The organism is Sphingomonas endolithica, from assembly GCF_025231525.1.
Lineage (GTDB): Bacteria > Pseudomonadota > Alphaproteobacteria > Sphingomonadales > Sphingomonadaceae > Sphingomonas > Sphingomonas endolithica.
In genome coordinates, this window is the sequence record NZ_CP103057.1 from 1,602,126 (window position 1) to 1,620,622 (window position 18,497).

Consider the following 18,497-nt stretch of genomic DNA (forward strand, 5'->3'; position numbering starts at 1 on the left):
TTCCTTCCCCGTTGCTGGGCGCTGACGGCTGTTGCCATGTCTTTTCACCCTATCCTGCCGCGCTTGCCGCAGCGGATCGTCATTTATATGATTAACTAACCTTGTCCAGCGCCGCTAGCCGGCTAGGATGGGTAGAAAGAGCCGTTTAATAGACAGCGGCGAGACAAAATCGAGGTGGGGGCCAAATGTCAGCGAATTCCGAACACGATGGACGACCGCACCTTGGCCGCAACCTGACCTACGGCATGCTCGACAGCCTTGGTCGCGCCATCGTCACCGGGCAGTATGAAGGCAAGATCTTCCCGACCGAAGCGGGATTGGCCGCGCAGCACGGCGTCAGCCGTTCGGTGACGCGCGAAGCGGTGAAGATGCTGACCGCCAAGGGGCTGCTGAGCGCGCGGCCGCGGCAAGGCACCGTGGTGCAGCCGGCAACGTCATGGAACCTGTTCGATACCGACGTCCTGCGCTGGTTGCTGGAACGCCGCTTCTCGATCGACCTGCTCACGCAATTCAACCAGCTGCGCGTCGCGATCGAGCCCGAAGCGGCGGCGCTGGCGGCGCGCTATGGCGGGGAAGACGACCAGCGCGCGATCGCCGCCGGGCTGGCGCGGATGATCGCGGCGGAACGCGGCGAGGACGAGCCGCTGGATGCCGACATCGCGTTCCACGTCGCCATCCTGCGTGCATCGAAGAACCCGTTCTACATCCAGTTCCGCGATGTCGTGACCACTGCGCTCCGGACCTCGATCCGCTTCACCAACCGCATCAAGGGGCGCACCGCCAGCATCGCCGACCATGAGGCGGTGCAAAAGGCGATCACCGCGCGCGATCCGGATGCCGCACGGCTCGCGATGCGACACCTGATCGGCGACGTGCTGGAATTGATCCACCAGGCGGAGACGGCCGAGGCCGCGCTCAGTTCGTCATCCTGACCGGCGCGATCGTTCCGTCCGCATTATAGCTGATGTGCTGGATGGCGACGCGGCGCTCGTCGGTATAGGGCCCGTCGCCATGCTTGCCCTCCCAGCGGTGATAGACGATCGACCAGGAACCGTCCTTGGGATCGACGATGAAGCTGTGATGCCCGGGCCCCTTGAAGCGCTTGTCGCTCTGCAGGATGATCCCGCGATAGGTCCAGGGGCCGACCGGCGACGCAGCCGTGGCGTAATGCACCTGATAGCTGGACGCGTTCCATTTGCCGCTGCTGTACGACAGATAATAAACGCCGGCGCGTTCGTGCATGAAGGCGCCTTCGGTGAAGTGCGGCGGCTGCTCGACAGCGACTTCGCGCGCGATGCTGAGCATGTCGGGGGCAAGCTCGAACACGCGTAGCCGCGCGCCGGCGCTGCCGCCGGCATACAGATAGGTCTTGGCGGATTTGGCATCGACGAACACCGCCGGATCGATCGCCTCGAACCCGTTGCCGCCGGTCAGCAGCGGCTTGCCGCTATCGGTGCACGGGCCGGCAGGGCCGGCACAGGTTGCGACGCCGAGCCGGCTCGGCGTGTAATCCTGCGGGCCGACCGAATAATACAGATGATAGCCGGTGGCGGTCCGCACCATGTCCGGCGCCCACAGGAAATGCTTCACCTCGCGATCATCCTTGATCCAGCGAATGTCGCTCTGCCGGATCAGGTCGCCGCTCTTCACCCATTTGGCGCCGTCGGGCGCACTCCAGGCGCTCAGCCGGTCGCCAGGACCCGTCGGATAGATCCACAGCCGCCCGTCGATCATCTCGGCATCGGGATCGGCGCCGGCGAAGACCGACTTGACCTGTTCGGCGGTGGCCGGGCCCGTGCTCAGCACGAGGGCCAGCGCGGCGAGTGACGCTCTTAGGTATGACATGCGTGGGCTCTCCCTGGAGCAGAATAGCGTCACCGACCCGCTCCCCGGCGGAGGCCGGGGCCCAGGCGGATAGGTGGATGTAACGGATCGCAGCGCCCGCCACGTCCGTGCCGCAACTGGACCCCGGCCTTCGCCGGGGAACAGCAATCCTAGTTGGCCACCGGCACCACGCCCTTGGGCGCTGCGCTCATGCGGCGGATCAGGTCGGTCTCGGCGGTGCGGTACGGCGTGCCGTCGCCGCGGAACACCTCGTGGAACCAGATCGTCGGCTCACCCTTGGTGTAGGGCTTTTCCCAGCTGTCCCACGGCAGGCGCGTCTGCGTCTTGCCGTCGACGAAGCCCCAGTTGATCATACCGATGTTCAACTTCTTGCCGACCGGCAGCGACCCGTCGAAGGTCGATCCGTTGCCGCGCGCCATATATTCGGTGCAGATCACCGGGCGGCCATAGCTCAGCATCTGGCGCGCGCGGCGCTCGAACTGCTCGGGCCAATTGTAATCGTGGAAGGTCATGATGTCGCTGCGCGATACCTGGATCTTCTCGACCGCATCCAGGCTTGCCTGCTTGTCCCACGTCTCGCCGATCCACAGTCCGCTGGTCAGCGGCTGAGTCGGATCGACCGACTGCGCCCAATCGAACACGCGGCCGAGCAGCCCGGCGACGAGTTGCGTCTTGTTCGGCGTCGGCTTGTAATTGCCGCCACCGCCATTGTTCGGCTCGTTCCACACATCCCAGGCGAGGATGCGCTGGTCGTTCGCGAAATGCCCGACCACGTCCTTCACATAGCCTTCGAGCTTATTATACTGGCTGCGGTCGGCGAGCCGGGCGGCACCCGGCGCCTGCATCCAGCCCGAATTGTGCACGCCGGGGATCGGCGGGCGCTGCGGGCCATTGACGGGATCTGGATCCCAGCAGCTGTCGAACAGCACGAACACCGGGCGGATCTTGTGCCGCGCGGCGATCGTCAGGAACTGGTCCATGCGGCGCTTCAGCCCCTCGGGATCCTTTTCCCACAGCATGTTGTGCAGATACACGCGCATCGTGTTCATGCCGATGCCCTGGGCCCAGCCGAGTTCCTTGTCGATCGTCGCCGGATCGAAGGTTTCCGGCTGCCACATCTCGAACTGGTTGATCGCGTTGGCCGGCGCATAATTGGCGCCGACCAGCCAGGGCTGGCGGTCGTACCAGGTCTTAGCCGCGGGCTTGGGCCAGATCTGGCGCGCTTCGGCGGGCGCAAAGCCCGCCGATAGCGCGAGCGCCGCGGTGGCGAACAGGAACGTGCGACGAAGCATCTTGTCTCTCCCTTGGATAGCGCGTCAGCGCTGGCCGGTGGTCAGCCGGTAGGTCATGGTGTTGCGATAGGTCTGGCCAGGCTCGAGCCGGGCCGAACCGAAGCTCGGCTGGTTGGGCGTGTCGGGGAAGATCTGCGGCTCCATGACGATCGCATCGCCCTCGCGGTAGATGCGCTTGCCCTTGCCGAAGCTGGTGCCGTCGAGGAAATTGCCCGAATAGAATTGCAGCCCCGGCTGGTTCGACCAGAGCTCGAAGCCGCGGCCCGACGCCGGATCATAGACGCGGGCCATCATATGCTCGTCGCGCGTCACCTTGCGACCGACCAGCCAGTTGTGATCATAGCCACGGCCCCACACGATCTGCTGGTCGCTGGCATCGCGCACGCGGTCGCCGACGACGGTCGGGGTACGGAAATCGAACACCGTGCCCTTGACGCTCTTCAACTCGCCGGTCGGGATCGCACCATCGTCGGTCGGCGTGTAGCGGTCCGCCGGGATCGTCACGACATGGCCCATCGCGCCGTTCGCCGATCCCTCGCCGGACAGGTTCCAGTAAGTGTGGTTTGTGACGTTGACGATCGTCGTCCGGTCCGTCGTCGCAGTATAGGTGATCGTCAGGTTATTGCGCTCGTCGAGCGCATAGGTCGCATCAACGGTGACGGTGCCGGGATAGCCCTGGTCGCCATCCGGGCTGACATAGCGGAACGTGACCGACGCGCTCGGCCCCGAGGTGACCGACATAACATCCCACAACACCTTGTCGAAGCCCATCGTGCCGCCGTGCAGCGAGTTCACGCCATTATTGATCGGCGTCTGGTACGTCTTGCCGTCGAGCGTGAAGCGGCCGCGCGCGATGCGATTGGCAAACCGGCCGACCGTCGCGCCAAAGAATTGCGGCTTGGCGACGTAATCACCGATCGTGTCGTAGCCGAGCGCGATATCCGCCTTGTGGCCGTTGCGATCGGGCATAACCAACGCCTGCAGCGAGGCACCATAGCCGATCAGCGTTGCCGAAACGCCGTGCGTGTTGGTCAGCGTCACCGCCGGCACGGTACGTCCGTCGGCGAGCTTGCCGAAGCTGCCGCGCTTCGCCTCTGCCGCCACGGCGGGTGTCGCGATCGCGCTCAGCGCGGCGGCGGTCAGTGCCGCCGTGATCGTCTTGCCTTGCATCCTCATCTCCTGTGTTTTTGTCATACTCAGTGGCTGTCGCGCGGCAGGCCCTTGGTTTGCGCGATACGCTGATATTTGACCGCACTTTCGATCACCGCACCGGTATCGAACTGGCCGACCAGGTCGCGATGTATCTCCTGCCACGGAGTCTGCGATTCGGGGAAGGGCGTGCCCCCGTGCAGCGCCGCGCGGCGCCGATCGAGTTCGGCGGCGTCGACTAGCATGTCGGCGCGGCGTGCCTTCAAATCGATGCGGATGCGGTCGCCGGTCTGCACGATCGACAGGCCGCCGCCGACCGCCGCTTCGGGCGCGGCGTTGAGGATCGAGGGACTGCCGCTGGTGCCCGATTGCCGTCCGTCGCCAATGCACGGCAGCGCATGCACGCCGGCGCGGATCAGCGCGGCGGAGGGCCGCATGTTGACCACCTCGGCACCGCCTGGATAGCCGACCGGCCCGGCGCCGCGCATGATCAGGATCGAATTCTCGTCCAGCCCCAATGCGGCATCATCGATCCGGTGGTGATAATCCTCCGGGCCGTCGAACACCACGGCAACACCTTCGAACGCATCGGGATCGTCGGGATTGCTGAGGTAACGCGCACGGAATTCGGGTGAGATGACGCTGAGCTTCATCACCGCGGAATCGAACAGATTGCCGCTGAGGACGGACAGGCCGGCGACCGGCTTGAGCGGCGCCTCCAGTGGCAGGATGACGTCGGCATCCTCGCTTTGCGCCGTGCCGCAATTGTCGGCCACCGTCTTGCCGTTGACGGTCAGTGCGCTACCGTCGATCAGCCCGGCGCGCAGCAATTGCCCCATCACCGCGGGCACGCCGCCGGCGTGATAGAAATCCTCGCCGAGATACTTGCCTGCCGGCTGCAGGTTGACGACCAGCGGGATGTCCACGCCATGCTCTTCCCAATCGCCGAGGCTGAGCTCGACACCGATGTGCCGCGCGATCGCGTTCAGGTGAATGGGCGCATTGGTCGATCCGCCGATCGCCGAATTGACGCGGATCGCGTTCAGGAAAGCGGTACGCGTCAGCACGTCGCTCGGCTTGCGATCGGCGCGTACCATCTCGACGATCTGGCGGCCGGTTTCCCAGGCGCATTGCTGGCGATCGCGGTACGGCGCGGGGATCGCTGCGGAACCGGGCAGCGACATGCCGAGCGCCTCGGTCAGCGAGTTCATCGTCGTCGCCGTGCCCATCGTGTTGCAGAAACCGGTCGAGGGCGCGGAGGACGCGACCAGTTCGATGAAGCCCTTATAGTCGATCTCGCCCGCCGCCAGCATCTCGCGCGCCTTCCACACGATCGTGCCCGAACCGGTGCGCTCGCCCTTGTGCCAGCCGTTGAGCATCGGCCCGACAGACAAGGCGATCGCCGGGATGTTCATCGTCGCTGCCGCCATCAGGCAGGCGGGCGTCGTCTTGTCGCAGCCGATCGTCAGCACGACGCCATCGATCGGGTAGCCGTACAGCACCTCGACCAGGCTGAGATAGGCGAGGTTGCGATCGAGCCCCGCGGTCGGCCGCTTGCCGGTTTCCTGGATCGGATGGATCGGGAATTCGAGCGGAATGCCACCGGCTTCGCGGATGCCGTCCTTCACGCGCTTGGCGAGTTCGATATGGTGGCGGTTGCACGGCGCGAGATCGCTCCCGGTCTGCGCGATGCCGATGATCGGCCGGTCCGACTGAAGCTCCTCCAGGCTGAGCCCGTAATTGAGATAGCGTTCGACGTAGAGCGCGGTCATATCCGGATTGTGCGGATTGTCGAACCATGAACGGGAGCGCAATGCGGGCTTGCCGCTCGCGCCGGATGTCGTGTCGTTCATTACCCCTCCGGTACAGCTTGAGTTACCATGCGGCCGAGGTTTCCCGATGCCGCGCAGTGAGTGCCCGGGGTTGATACAGGCCATACCGCACAATAGAAACCTATTTATCTGATAAAAGGAATTGAGCATGACCGAGACGCGCAACGATCCGGCGGCACGCGCGCCGATCCGCTTGGCTTTGGTCGGGATCGGCAAGATCGCGCGCGATCAGCACGTGCCCGCGCTGCGCGCCAATCCGGCCTATGATCTCACCGCGACTGCCAGCCGATCGGGCTCGGTCGAGGGCGTTCCGGCATTCTACGATATCGATGCCTTGGTTACCCAGGGCCCGAAGCTCGATGCGGTGTCGCTCTGCACGCCGGCCGCCGGGCGCCACGCGATCGCCGCCGCGGCGATCCGCGCCGGGTTGCACGTGATGCTGGAAAAGCCGCCCACCACCACGCTCGCCGAGGTCGCCGATCTCGCGCGCTTGGCCAAGGATGCCGGCGTCACGCTGTTCACCACCTGGCATTCGCGTGCCGCGCCGGGCGTGGCCCCTGCCCGCGCCTGGCTGGCCGAGCGGCGGATCGACGCGGTGCGGATCGTCTGGAAGGAGGATATTCGCCGCTGGCATCCGGGACAGGAATGGATCCTGGGCACGGGCGGCTTCGGCGTGTTCGATCCGGGCATCAACGCGCTGTCGATCGTTACCGCCATCCTACCGCAGCCGGTGTTGCTGCGGGCCGCGACAATGGACGTTCCCGAAGGCCGCGCCTCGCCGATTGCCGCGACGCTCACCGGGCAGAGCGGCACCGCACCCGTAACGGCAGACTTCGATTTCCTACAGACCGGCCCGCAAAGCTGGGACATCGAAGTGGATACGGATGCCGGCTGCCTGCACCTGGCGATGGGCGGTAGCCAGCTGACGCTACCCGGCGAAGAGCCCCGCGCGGACGCAGAGGCCGAATACCCGACGCTCTATGCGCGCTTCGCCGAGCTGGTGGCGGGCGGCCTCAGCGATGTGGATGCCACCCCTTTGCAGCTGGTCGCCGACGCATACCTCATCGCCGAACGGCGCACCGTCGCCCCCTTCGCGTTCTAACGTTTCGCATCCGACCTGTGGCGCGCATGTCACTCACCTGAAACATTCGTGGTTGCGCGTCATATTGATAATACAAATCTATTGTCTGTGGAAAAAGGAGGGATATAGGCCGCCGCTCAAGGCCCCGCCGTGATGGGCCTACCGCAATCATGGAGAGGTAGCGCGTGCGCCTGAAGACATTCATCCTGAGTTCGACGTCGTTGTTGGTCATGACCGGCGCCGTTCCCGCACTCGCACAGACGTCGACCGACGCTGCTCCTGCGACCGCTTCGCCAAGCGTCGCGACCGACGTGCAGACCGACCAGGGCACGCCTGCCAGCAGCGTGCCGGATGCGCCCGCCGGTGACGATATCGTCGTGCAGGGCATCCGCCGCAGCCTGCAGTCTGCGCAAGCGGTAAAGCGCGACTCGATCCAGCAGATCGACTCGGTCGTCGCGTCCGATATCGGCAAGCTGCCCGACATTGCCGTATCCGATACCGCCGCGCGCATCGCCGGCGTGCAGGTCAACCGGGTCGGCGGCGAAGCGTCGGGCGTGCTGGTGCGCGGCCTGCCCGATTTCACCACCACGTATAACGGCCGCGAGATCTTCACCGCTGAGGCGCGCACGGTCGCGCTGCAGGACTTCCCGGCATCGGGCATCCAGGCGCTGGAAGTGTACAAGTCGACCACCTCGAACCTTGTCGAGGCGGGGCTTGCCGGCCTCATCAACGTGCGCTCGCGCCGTCCGTTCGATTTCGACGGCTTTGAGATTGCCGGATCGGCTTGGGGCGTCCACACCACCGAAGCCGGCAAGGTCACGCCGAACGGCAACATCCTGATCAGCAACCGGTGGGACACCGGCATCGGCGAGATCGGCATCCTGGCCAACGCCTCGTACACCGAACTCAGCTATCTCGATTCCGAACCGACCAACACCGATTTCATCGCCAGCCCGACGATCAACGGGCAGAGCGTACGCCTGCCCGACATCCAGCGGCTCTTCTACCGCTCGGGCAACCGCAAGCGCCCCTCTGGCAATGTCGCACTGCAGTGGCGGCCGAGCAGCAGCCTCGAATTCTATGCCGAGGGCCTGTACCAGGGCTTCCGCAACGAGGTTTCGGATCGTCAGCTCGAAGTGCCGCTGTATGGCGACGCGAACACCACCTACAGCAACATCGTGCTGCGTCCCGGCACCAACCAGGTGCAAAGCGGCACCGTGACCAATTCCAACGGCGCGCTGCTGTCGTTCCAGGGTGCGACCTACAACAAGACCGATACCTATCAGTTCGCGGTCGGCGGCATCTACAATTCGGGGCCGCTCAAGATCACGGTCGATCTCGCGCGCACCAAGAGCACGTTCACCGGATCGACCGAATCGATCGACCGGACCCTGGTCGGTGGCCAGACGGTGAACTTCGATCTCGAGACGCCGCAGTTCAGCATTCCGACGCTCAACGTCGGCAACCCCGCCAACTACCTGTTCGACGGGCTGTACGAGGAAGCGCAGCAGGCCAAGGGCGGCGATTACCAGGCGCGGCTCGATGCCGAGTACAAAACGGATGGCGGCCTGCTGCGCAGCCTGCAGGTCGGCATACGCTACACCGATCGCAAGGCGCACCGTGAGTTCGGCAGCCGTTATGCAAGCTTCCGCGGCAAGGGAATTCCGCAAAGCGCGTTGCCACTCGACATCGCCAGCGTGCCGTCGGGACTAAGCGGCACCGGGATCCAGCAGGATCTGACCACGTTCCTCGCGCCCACCTATGACAGCGTCCGCAGCAATCTGACGGCGCTGCGTCAGTTCGTCATCGATCAGGGCGGCGCCAATTATACGCTTGATACCGTCGCTGCCGATCCCAACTCGACCTATGACGCGACGGAGAAGACCTACGCGGCTTATGCGCAGATCAATTATGCGTTCGGCGACATCGCCGACGGCGTGATCGGCCTGCGTGCGGTGCGCACCGAAGTAGGGATCGATGGTACGCAGCTGGCGCTCCCGGTGGGCAATGGCCCAGCGGTACAGACCCCGGTAACGGCGGAACAGAAATTCACCGACTATCTGCCCAATGCAAGCGTCAGGTTCCACCTCACCGATCGGTTGCAGCTGCGCCTCTCGGCCACGCAGACGCGTACCCGCCCTACGTTCTCGCAGCTCAACCCATCGTCCAACCTGGGGCAACCCGGCACGCAGGATAATCCGACCGATCCGTTTGCCAATGCGCGTAACGGCCGCGGCGGCAACCCCAATCTGCAGCCGCTGAAATCCAACAATTACGACGCCTCGCTCGAATATTATTTCGCGCGTGCCGGCTTCCTGTCGGGCGCGGTGTTCCGTCGCGATCTCGACGGCTTCATCCAGGATCAGTCGATTCGCTTTACCGATCCGGTGCTGGGGCCGATCATCCTGACCCAGCCGGTCAACAGCACCAACGGTCGGATCGACGGTGCCGAGGCGCAGCTGTCGACCTTCTTCGACTTCGCCTTCGTGCCGACCTTCCTGCGCGAATTCGGCGTACAGCTGAACTACACCTATCTCGACGCCAAGACCGGCTTCCCGGATGGCGATGGCGGGTTCACGCAGGACCGCATCCTCGGCGTGTCCAAGCACACCTATAACGTCGCCGGTTTCTACGAACACGGCCCCCTCTCGCTGCGTCTGTCGTACAACAAGCGCAGCAAAACGCTCGAATCGCGGCAGGTCCGCGGCACGCCGACCACGCCTGGCGACATCGATCTGTACACCGAGGAAGGCCATCCGGCCGGTCGTCTCGATCTGTCCACAAGCGTCAACTTCACGAAAAACGCCACGATCTTCTTCGACGCCACCAACCTGCTCGCCGATCCTTACCGCGTTGAACTAAGCTCGGCACGCGGCGGCGCAGAACGCGCAGAATATAACCGCTTCCTGCGCTTCGAAGAGCGGACCTTCACCGCGGGCCTACGTTTCCGCTTCTGATCGAGTGGCGGCCTTATAGCTCCCCGGCGCAAGCCGGGGCCCAGGCGGATAGGTCGTCGTGACGAAGCGCCGCGCATGCCACCTTCGTTCCTTGACTGGACCCCGGCATTCCCCGGGGAACAGCAAGTGACAAACTAGCCGATCATCACCGGATAGGCCGGCTGCCCCGGTGCCGGAGCGTCGAAGGCGAACAGGCCGCCGGCCAGCGGCTGCGCGGCAAGTTCTGCTTCGCTCAACCCCTTGCGTGCCGTGGTGATGTAGCCGGTGCGCAGGTCGTTACCGCCGAACGCCACCTTGGTCACATTCGCGCAAGGCAGGCGGATCGTGGTCAGCAGCGTGCCCGACGCATCGTAGCGCCTGGCACACCAGCCGCCCCACAGGCCGACCCACACGCATCCTTCGGCATCGACGGTCACCCCATCGGGATGCCCGTCGGCGGGGTCGATCGTCACGAAGGGCGTGCCGGCGACCAATGCGTCGGTGTCGCCCGCCAGGTCGAAGCGCCAGATCTGCCCGGCGAGCGTATCGACATGGTACAAATGCCGGCCATCCGGGCTGACCGCCGGCCCATTGGTGATCGTGCAGGCACCGCCCACCTCGTGCATCATGCCGTCGAAGCGATAGACGCGGCCGGTCGCCGCCGTCTCGTCATCGTCCATCGTCCCGAACCATAGCCGTCCCGCGGCATCGACCGTCGCATCGTTGGTACGATTGTGCGCGGGCATGTCGATCGTTGCGATCGTCGCGACGACCGCGCCGCCTTCGACTCGCTGCAGCGCATTGCCGTTACCGACGATCAACCCACCCCCGGGCGCCAGCACCGCGAAACTCGGCCGCCCGCCAATGTCGAACGATGTCGACTCGCCGCCTTCGGGCACGAAGCGGTGCAATCGGCCGCTCTTGATATCGACGAACCACAAGGCGCCCTCCCCCGGCACCCAGATGGGTCCCTCACCAAGCGTCGCCTGTAGCGGCCATACCAATCGAGCGTGATCTTCTGTCTGCGTCATGTCTAAGTACCTTTCGTCGCACCCGATTATCGCGCGATCGCCGCCAGCGCGAGAGCGATGTCTCGCGCGGCTGGAAAGTTCGGCCCGATGCGCCGATGAAGGGGCCGAGGCTGCTCGATCCGCGGCGCAGAAAGAGACATCATGAAGCTGACAGCCATCCCGGACCGCCCGGAGCGCACGCCGCTCTACGCGCAGCTCTATGTCCAGGTCGTCGTGGCGATCGTCGCGGGGGCACTGGTCGGCCATTTCTATCCCACCACGGGTGAGGCGCTGAAGCCGCCGGGCGATTTCTTCATCAAGCTGGTCAAGATGATCATCGCACCGGTGATCTTCCTGAGCGTGGTGAGCGGGATCGCTGGCATGCGCGAGCTTTCCTCGGTCGGGCGGGTCGCGGCCAAGGCCTTCGGCTATTTCCTGTTCTTTTCCACGTTGGCGCTGATCGTCGGGCTGATCGTCGCGAATGTCGTGCGGCCGGGGGCGGGCATGAACATCGACCCCGCGACCTTGGATGCAGGCGCCGTCGCGACTTACGCCAAGCAGGCGCACGAAACGACCTTGGTCGGCTTCGTGATGGCGATCATCCCGACGACGATGGTCTCGGCGCTGACCGAGGGATCGATCCTGCAGACATTGTTCGTCGCGATCCTCTTCGGCGTCGCGCTCAGCCTGGTCGGCAAACCGGCCGAGCCGGTGCTCGACCTGATCGAACGCCTGGCATTGGTCGTGTTCCGGCTGGTCGGCATCCTGATGCGCGTGGCCCCGGTTGGCGCGTTCGGCGCGATCGCCTTTACCATCGGCAGATATGGCGCAGGTAGCCTCGTCAATCTCGGCGCGCTGGTCGCGACCTTCTATTTCACCTCGATCTTCTTCGTGGTCGTGGTGCTGGGCGCGGTCGCGCGCCTGCATGGCTTCTCGATCCTGCGGCTGATCGCCTATCTTAAGGCCGAACTCCTGCTGGTGCTCGGCACGTCGTCGTCGGAGGCGGCACTCCCCAGCCTGATCGCCAAGCTGGAGGATGCAGGGTGCGACAAGGCGGTCGTCGGGCTGGTCGTACCGACCGGTTATTCGTTCAACCTGGACGGCACCAATATCTACATGACGCTGGCGGCGCTGTTCATCGCGCAGGCATGCAATGTGGAGCTGACATTGGGGCAGGAATTGCTGCTGCTGGGCGTAGCGATGCTGTCGTCCAAGGGCGCGGCCGGGGTGACCGGCGCGGGCTTCATCACCTTGGCCGCGACACTGTCGATCGTGCCGAGCGTGCCGGTCGCCGGCATGGCGCTGATCCTCGGCATCGACCGGTTCATGTCGGAATGCCGCAGCCTCACCAACTTCATGGGCAATGCGGTGGCGGCGATCGTCGTCTCGCGTTGGGAGAACAAGCTCGACCTGCCGCGCCTCAACGCCAGGCTGGCGGGCAAGACGCCGGCCGAGCCTGCGCCTGCCATCGGCTGACCACCGTCAATGCGCGGCGCTGGTATCCACCTTGCCCCTGGGCTTGGGTGCGAGCCAGACGACGGCGGCGGCGATGACGAAGATCACGAAAGCCAGGGTGAATACATGCGTGGCGCCGACGGTGGAGGATTGTGCCTCGACCAGCCGATCGACCGCACCGCGCGCCTGCTCGGTGGAAAGCCCCCCCGCCTCCATCTTCGCCATCGTATCGCTGACGCCGTTGAGGGACGGCACCATGTCGGATCGGCTGACGCGGCTGGCATTGTCCCACGCAGTCGTCGCCATCGCCGTGCCGATCGCGCCGCATAGCGTGCGCACGAAGCTCATGATGCCTGCAGCGGACGTGGTCTCGGTCGGCTTGACCGATGACAAAGCCAGCGCGGTGAGCCCGATGAAGAAGAACGGCATGCCGAACCCCTGCAGCAATTGCGGCAAGGCAAGGTGAAAGAAATCGGAATCGGTGCTCCACCCCGCGCGCAACAGAGACATCACGCCCAGCCAGCTGATCCCGGCGCACACGGTGATGCGCAGATCGACCTTGCCCACCAGCCGGGCCGCGATCGGCGACATCATTACCGCGAATACGCCGACGAACGCGGTGGTGTAGCCGGCTTCGGTTGCCGTATATCCCACCACGGATTGCAGCCAGAGCGGGGTCAGCACGACGGACGCGAAGAACGCGCCGAAGCCCAGCGCCACCGCCACCGTACCGACCGCGAACCCGCGGTGGCGGAACACCTTGATGTCGACGATCGGGTTCTTCTCGCCCAATTCCCAGATGATGAATGCGGGTAGGCCGATCGCGGCGATCACCGCCATGGCGACCACGAACGGCGAGGAGAACCAGTCATGTTCGCGCCCGGTATCGAGCATCAGCTGGAACGCGCCGACCCAGGTGACGAGCAGCAGCAACCCGACGACGTCGATGCTGACCTTGGCCTTCTTCGTCTCGAACGGCGTGACGAAGCGCATTGCCGAGAAGATGCACAGCCCGACGACCGGCAGGTTGATGAAGAAGATCCACGGCCAGGTCCAATTGTCGCTGATCGTGCCGCCCAGGATCGGGCCGGCGATCGGCGCGCATACCGTGGTCATCGCCCACAGGCCCATCGCGGCGCCCGCTTTCTCCTTGGGGAAGATGCGCAGCAGCAACGTCTGCGTCAGCGGCATCAGCGGCCCGCCCGACAGGCCCTGGCAGATGCGGAAGAAGACCAGCATCGACAGGCTGCCGGAGAGCCCGCACATCATCGAGAAGAAGCCGAAGCCGATCAGCGAATAGATGAACCAGCGCACCGTGCCGAAGCGCGCGGCGAGCCAGCCGGTCAGCGGCACGCTGATCGCATCGGCGACGGAATAGGACGTGATCACCCACGTGCCTTGCGTCGGGGAGATGGCAAGGCCGCCGGCGATATGCGGCACCGAGACGTTGGCGATCGTCGTGTCGAGCACGACAACGAAATTGGCCAGCGCCAGCGCAATGCCGGCGAACAGCAATTTGCCGCCGGTCAGCGGTGCGGGGCCCGTCTCCCCCGGCGTCGCGGCGTCGGCCATGTTATTTGGCGCGCGTATCGATGACGGCGTCCATCGTCAGCCCGACACGGAGCGGATGCGCGCGCAATTCCTTGGGGTCGAGCGTGACCCGCACAGGCAGGCGCTGCACGACCTTCACCCAATTGCCCGTCGCGTTCTGCGCTGGGATGAGCGAGAAGGCCGCACCCGTGCCGCCGGCAAAGCCGGTGACGCGGCCGTGGAACACCACGTCGTCGCCGTAGAAATCGGAGGTCAGCTCGACCGGCTGGCCGACCTTCACGTGGCGCAGCTGGCTTTCCTTGAAATTGGCATCGACATAGGCGCTGGCGATCGGAACGATCGTCATGATCGGCGCCCCGGTGGCGATGCGCTGGCCGATCTGCACCTGGCGATTGGTGACGATGCCGTCGACGGGGGCGCGTATAACGGTGCGCTCGAAATCGAGCCGTGCCTTGTCGAGCCGCGCGCGCGCCGTGGCGACGTCGGGCGCGGTATAGACGGTGGTGCCACGCACCAGCGCTTCGCTCGCGGTCGCGCTTTGGCCGGCCGCATTCTGCGTGGCGATGGCGGCTGTGACACCGGCCTGCGCCAGCCCGCGTGCGGCGACCGCACTGTCATAAGCGGCACGCGCGTTGCTCAATTCCTCGGCTGAGGCGGCGCCGCTGCCGACCAGGCGCTGCCGCCGATCGAGATCGATCCGCGTCCGCGCGACGGTGGCATTGGCATCCACCAGCCGCGCCCGGGCCTGGGCGATCTCCGCCCCGCGCGACGAGACCGTCGCCCGCGCCGAACTGGCCTCGGCGGATGTCTGCCCGAATTTCTGTTGCGCCTGTTTCAACGCCGCTTCGGCGGTCGCAAGATCGATCTTCGCATCGGCGGGATCGATGACGACGAGCACATCGCCCTTCTTCACGACCTGCGTCCCGCCGACCCGCACTTCCGTCACCGCGCCGGAGACGAGCGACGTTACCTGCGCGGAATCGGCGCCGACATAGGCGTTGTCGGTATCGACCCGCCCGGACTGGGTGAGAAAATACCACACGGCATACAGGATGCCGATCGTCACGACGACGGCGCCGAGGATCAGGAACAATCGCTTGCGCTTGCCGGCGGTCGGCGGCGCGGGCGCATCCGCCGCGGGGGCGGCAACGGCTTGGGGTTGCGGCGCGTCGGCCATCACTTGGTCTCCGTCTTCATGACATAGCCACCGCCCAACGCGCGAATCAGCGCGATATCGAGCGCGAAACGGCGCGACTCGAGATCGGCGACCGCACGCCTGGCGGTGAGTTCGAAATCGTCTGCGGTCAGCACGGGCAATTGCGTCGAGAGCCCGCCTTCGTAGCGCAACGCCGCGATCCGGCTGGCATCGGCGGCGGTCGTCAATGCGGCACGCTGGTCCGCCAGCCGCGCATCCAATGCGCGTTGGCTGGCGACGGCATCCGCCACTTCGCGCAGCGCGGTGATCAATATCGTGTCGTAGCGCGCGACCGCGGCATCATAATCCGCCCGTGCTTCCCGATAGCGGCCACGCAGCCGCCCGCTATCGAAGATCGGCAGGCTGAACGCCGGCCCCGCATTGCCGTAGCTCGATCCACCCTCGATCAGATTGCCGAGACCAAGCGACTGCAGCCCGACGATCGCCGAGAGATTGACGTTAGGGTAGAAATCCGCCCGCGCTACCTTGATGCGCTTGGCCGCCGCTTCGGCACGCAGCCGTGCGGCGACGATGTCCGGTCGGCGCCCGATCAGGTCGATCCCGGCATTATCCGGCAGGCCCGCCAACGGCATGGCAAGCCTGGGCCGGCCGATCGACAGGCCACGATCCGGGCCGGCCCCGGCCAGTGCCGCCAGCCGGTTGCGCGTCAGCACGATCGCCTCGTCGATCGCGCCGATCTCGGCCCGCGCCGCCGGAACGCGCGACTCGGCCTGACGCTGGCTGCCACGCGCATCGACGCCGATGGCGACGCGCTGCGCCGTCAGCCGCGACGTGGCTTCGCGCGACTTGAGTGCCGCCACCGCGACGTCGCGCTCGGCATGATATTGCGCAAGCTCGGCATAGGCCGCAGCGATATCGGTGCTGAGCAGCAGCCGCGCCTGATCGGCATCGACGCGCGCTGCTTCGGCCTCCGAGGTCGCCGCCGCCAACGCGGCGCGGTTCCTGCCCCAAAGATCGAGATCGAACGACCCACTCGCCGTCAGACGGCCGGTGTCCTTAATGCCCTTGGGCACGAACTGCGGTGGAATGCCGAGATTCTTGCTCTGCTTGTTCCCGCCCGCCTGGCCATCGATACTGAGGCTCGGCTGCAGGGCAGCGCCGGTCTGCTGCGCCAGCGCCTCCGCCTGTGCGATGCGCGCCGCGGCGGCGGCGACGTCGGGTGACGCCTGCAATGCCTCGGCGATCAACGTGTCGAGTTGGCGATCACCGAACCCCGACCACCAATCGGCTACGGGCCAGTCGCGCGTCGCACCGACCGGCGCCGCGAGCGCGCGGGTCGACTCGAGCGACTCAGCGGTGCGCAGCTGGGGGGCTGCACCCAGCTTGGGCACGGTCGCACAGCCGCCGAGCAACGCGAGCGTCGTGCTTGCGATAATGAGTGAAAAACGCCGCATGGTCAGGCCTGATACTATCTGGTATCATCGCCCCCTATCGTGTTCGCTTTGTGTGTCAACCGTAATGATACCAGTTAGTACAGAGGATGCTTCCATGGGCAGTGCAATCGCGATCGACGTTCGCGCCGGTCGCCGCCAGGCCTTTGTCGAAGCGGCCCGCGAGTCCTTCTTCACGCGCGGCTACGGCGACACGACCATGTCCTCGATCGCGGCCGAGGTGGGCGGATCGAAGACGACCTTGTGGTCCTATTTCCCCAGCAAGCAGGATCTGTTCGCAGCGGTCATTGACGGCATTGTCGAGCGCTACAGCCTGGCGCTCAGCATCCAGGTGGACGAGTCCGAGCCGGTGGCGCCCGTGCTGCAACGCTTCGGCCATGCCGTGATGACCACGATCCTGTCGGACCAGATCCTCGCCCTGCACCGCCTGATTACCGGCGAGGCCGCACGCTTTCCGGAACTCGGCGCGATCTTCTACGAACGCGGCCCCAAGCGTGGCAAGGCGCGGCTCGCCGCGTTCATCACCGCCGCCATGGCCGACGGGAGGCTCCGCCCAGGCGATGCGATGATCGCCACGCGGCAATTCTCGGGCATGATCCAGTCCGGCTGCATGCAGGAAAGATTGCTCGGTATTGCCGGCTTTGGTCTACCCGAGTCGGTGGCGCGCGATATCGATGCCGCGGTCGACACGTTCATGCGCGCTTGGGGCCCGGCCGCGCCACGGGGCTGACGCGCACGTTGCGTGAAGCAACGTGCGCGCGGGATGTCAGAAAGCTGCGGACACCGAGAACACGACCTGCGCATCGGCAATCGACTTGCCTTCAGCGGACGAGAAGTTGGGCAGCAGATAAGCGGATTGCCCCCGGCCGATATCGGTATCGACATACGCGACGCCGACCGTCAGCGGCGTGCCCTTGATTGCCATGTCCGCGCCCAGCATCCAGTCCCAATACTTGCCGGTCGGCGCGACGCTGGTGCCGTTGGGGCCAAGCCCGGCATTGCCGTCCGAATAACCGATATGCGCTTTGACGGTCAGCGGCGTTGTGGGCACGCCGGCGCTCGCATCCCCCCACAGATACAGATTGTCCTCCTTGTCGCCGAAATCGTCATAGGCGCCACCGGCCAGCACATCCTGCGCGTTGGTGCCGGTGAACGACCATTTGCCGAGCGCCTGCTGCTTGGGCGCATATGCGACGCCCGCGAGCAACGTCAGCGGCCCGATCGTGCCGCTCAGCTTGGCATAGGGCTCCAAGAAATCGGTCTCGTCGGCGCCGCCGGGATACATGTACCACGTCACGCCGACATCCAGACTGCCGCCACCGACCGGCACCTTGTACCCGGCATACAGATCGAGTTCGAGATTGGCGCCGCCAAACGTGCCCCAGCCGGCGAGATTAGATGCCCACGTTCCGGCATACAGTCCGCTGGCATGCGTGACGGTCAGGCCGCCCTGCACGGCGATCTCCTCGTCCGATTGCGACACGCCGCGGAAGCGGTAATCGGAAACCAGGGCGACCGACCCGGTGACGGCGATGTCGGGCGGCGGGGCCGTCTCGTCCTGAGCGAAGGCAGGCGCGGCGAGGCAGAGCAGGCCCGCAGCGATGGCGGTGAGCGACGATTTCATGAAACCTCCCGGAAGATGTGGCGAGGTTCCTGCCTACGTATCCCCCAAGCCGCCACCTCTTCTCTCGGGGGAGGAGAGAGGGCGACGGTCAGGAGGGACACCTTATGCTAGCCAA

General features: G+C 65.5%; 14 protein-coding genes. 5 read left to right on the forward strand and 9 right to left on the reverse strand.

The window, feature by feature from the left end:
- Window positions 1-185 precede the first annotated feature (185 nt).
- A complete protein-coding gene (locus NV382_RS07605) occupies window positions 186-932 on the forward strand; it encodes a FadR/GntR family transcriptional regulator (protein ID WP_260599904.1) in 747 nt (248 codons plus the stop codon).
- Here the strand turns inward: NV382_RS07605 and NV382_RS07610 are convergent.
- The 4 genes from NV382_RS07610 to NV382_RS07625 form a co-directional block, all read right to left on the reverse strand.
- A complete protein-coding gene (locus NV382_RS07610) occupies window positions 916-1,845 on the reverse strand; it encodes a family 43 glycosylhydrolase (protein WP_260599905.1) in 930 nt (309 codons plus the stop codon). The two genes, NV382_RS07605 and NV382_RS07610, sit on opposite strands and share 17 nt — an antisense overlap.
- Window positions 1,846-1,994: 149 nt before the next feature.
- Complete coding sequence (locus tag NV382_RS07615) at window positions 1,995-3,137, reverse strand: cellulase family glycosylhydrolase (RefSeq protein ID WP_260599906.1); 1,143 nt, start codon at window positions 3,135-3,137, stop codon at window positions 1,995-1,997.
- Window positions 3,138-3,161: 24 nt separating this feature from the next.
- The gene (locus tag NV382_RS07620) at window positions 3,162-4,313 is read right to left on the reverse strand and encodes an aldose epimerase family protein (protein WP_418066769.1); all 1,152 of its coding nucleotides are present in this window, start codon (window positions 4,311-4,313) and stop codon (window positions 3,162-3,164) included.
- Window positions 4,314-4,333: 20 nt separating this feature from the next.
- Complete coding sequence (locus NV382_RS07625) at window positions 4,334-6,139, reverse strand: IlvD/Edd family dehydratase (protein ID WP_260599908.1); 1,806 nt, start codon at window positions 6,137-6,139, stop codon at window positions 4,334-4,336.
- Window positions 6,140-6,266: 127 nt separating this feature from the next.
- Between NV382_RS07625 and NV382_RS07630 the strand changes: the two genes are divergently transcribed.
- Both NV382_RS07630 and NV382_RS07635 read left to right on the forward strand, forming a co-directional pair.
- Complete coding sequence (locus NV382_RS07630) at window positions 6,267-7,220, forward strand: Gfo/Idh/MocA family protein (protein WP_260599909.1); 954 nt, start codon at window positions 6,267-6,269, stop codon at window positions 7,218-7,220.
- A 164-nt stretch (window positions 7,221-7,384) separates the two neighbouring features.
- Window positions 7,385-10,156 carry a TonB-dependent receptor gene (locus NV382_RS07635; RefSeq protein ID WP_260599910.1) on the forward strand — a complete coding sequence of 924 codons (2,772 nt, stop codon included), beginning with the start codon at window positions 7,385-7,387 and terminating at the stop codon, window positions 10,154-10,156.
- A 134-nt stretch (window positions 10,157-10,290) separates the two neighbouring features.
- Here the strand turns inward: NV382_RS07635 and NV382_RS07640 are convergent, their stop codons facing one another.
- Complete coding sequence (locus tag NV382_RS07640) at window positions 10,291-11,166, reverse strand: SMP-30/gluconolactonase/LRE family protein (RefSeq protein WP_260599911.1); 876 nt, start codon at window positions 11,164-11,166, stop codon at window positions 10,291-10,293.
- A gap of 141 nt (window positions 11,167-11,307) precedes the next feature.
- On the opposite strand from NV382_RS07640, the gene NV382_RS07645 reads away from it, so the two are divergent.
- Window positions 11,308-12,621, forward strand: a complete 1,314-nt coding sequence (locus NV382_RS07645) for a dicarboxylate/amino acid:cation symporter (protein WP_260599912.1) — start codon at window positions 11,308-11,310, stop codon at window positions 12,619-12,621.
- Window positions 12,622-12,627: 6 nt separating this feature from the next.
- Here NV382_RS07645 and NV382_RS07650 read toward each other — a convergent pair whose 3' ends face one another.
- From NV382_RS07650 to NV382_RS07660, 3 genes are read right to left on the reverse strand one after another with little or no spacing between them, the layout of a single operon-like run.
- The gene (locus NV382_RS07650) at window positions 12,628-14,172 is read right to left on the reverse strand and encodes a DHA2 family efflux MFS transporter permease subunit (RefSeq protein ID WP_260599913.1); all 1,545 of its coding nucleotides are present in this window, start codon (window positions 14,170-14,172) and stop codon (window positions 12,628-12,630) included.
- Window position 14,173: 1 nt separating this feature from the next.
- Window positions 14,174-15,328, reverse strand: coding sequence for an HlyD family secretion protein (locus NV382_RS07655; protein ID WP_260599914.1), 1,155 nt, complete (start codon window positions 15,326-15,328; stop codon window positions 14,174-14,176).
- Window positions 15,328-16,761, reverse strand: a complete 1,434-nt coding sequence (locus NV382_RS07660) for an efflux transporter outer membrane subunit (RefSeq protein ID WP_260599915.1) — start codon at window positions 16,759-16,761, stop codon at window positions 15,328-15,330. Before NV382_RS07660 ends, NV382_RS07655 begins: the two co-directional genes overlap by 1 nt.
- Before the next feature lie 94 nt (window positions 16,762-16,855).
- On the opposite strand from NV382_RS07660, the gene NV382_RS07665 reads away from it, so the two are divergent.
- A complete protein-coding gene (locus NV382_RS07665) occupies window positions 16,856-17,488 on the forward strand; it encodes a TetR/AcrR family transcriptional regulator (RefSeq protein ID WP_260599916.1) in 633 nt (210 codons plus the stop codon).
- Window positions 17,489-17,524: 36 nt separating this feature from the next.
- Here NV382_RS07665 and NV382_RS07670 read toward each other — a convergent pair whose 3' ends face one another.
- On the reverse strand, window positions 17,525-18,382 hold the full coding sequence (locus tag NV382_RS07670; RefSeq protein WP_260599917.1) for a TorF family putative porin: 858 nt from the start codon (window positions 18,380-18,382) through the stop codon (window positions 17,525-17,527).
- Between the last annotated feature and the right edge of the window lie 115 nt (window positions 18,383-18,497).

What these genes read in the sequence shown, in the direction of transcription:
- NV382_RS07640 (WP_260599911.1), bottom strand. Translation starts at nt 11,166, where the DNA reads ATGACGCAGACAGAAGATCACGCTCGATTGGTATGGCCGCTACAGGCG.
- NV382_RS07660 (WP_260599915.1), bottom strand. Translation starts at nt 16,761, where the DNA reads ATGCGGCGTTTTTCACTCATTATCGCAAGCACGACGCTCGCGTTGCTC.
- NV382_RS07670 (WP_260599917.1), bottom strand. Translation starts at nt 18,382, where the DNA reads ATGAAATCGTCGCTCACCGCCATCGCTGCGGGCCTGCTCTGCCTCGCC.
- NV382_RS07630 (WP_260599909.1), top strand. Translation starts at nt 6,267, where the DNA reads ATGACCGAGACGCGCAACGATCCGGCGGCACGCGCGCCGATCCGCTTG.
- NV382_RS07615 (WP_260599906.1), bottom strand. Translation starts at nt 3,137, where the DNA reads ATGCTTCGTCGCACGTTCCTGTTCGCCACCGCGGCGCTCGCGCTATCG.
- NV382_RS07665 (WP_260599916.1), top strand. Translation starts at nt 16,856, where the DNA reads ATGGGCAGTGCAATCGCGATCGACGTTCGCGCCGGTCGCCGCCAGGCC.
- NV382_RS07625 (WP_260599908.1), bottom strand. Translation starts at nt 6,139, where the DNA reads ATGAACGACACGACATCCGGCGCGAGCGGCAAGCCCGCATTGCGCTCC.
- NV382_RS07655 (WP_260599914.1), bottom strand. Translation starts at nt 15,328, where the DNA reads ATGGCCGACGCGCCGCAACCCCAAGCCGTTGCCGCCCCCGCGGCGGAT.
- NV382_RS07645 (WP_260599912.1), top strand. Translation starts at nt 11,308, where the DNA reads ATGAAGCTGACAGCCATCCCGGACCGCCCGGAGCGCACGCCGCTCTAC.
- NV382_RS07650 (WP_260599913.1), bottom strand. Translation starts at nt 14,172, where the DNA reads ATGGCCGACGCCGCGACGCCGGGGGAGACGGGCCCCGCACCGCTGACC.
- NV382_RS07610 (WP_260599905.1), bottom strand. Translation starts at nt 1,845, where the DNA reads ATGTCATACCTAAGAGCGTCACTCGCCGCGCTGGCCCTCGTGCTGAGC.
- NV382_RS07620 (WP_418066769.1), bottom strand. Translation starts at nt 4,313, where the DNA reads ATGAGGATGCAAGGCAAGACGATCACGGCGGCACTGACCGCCGCCGCG.
- NV382_RS07605 (WP_260599904.1), top strand. Translation starts at nt 186, where the DNA reads ATGTCAGCGAATTCCGAACACGATGGACGACCGCACCTTGGCCGCAAC.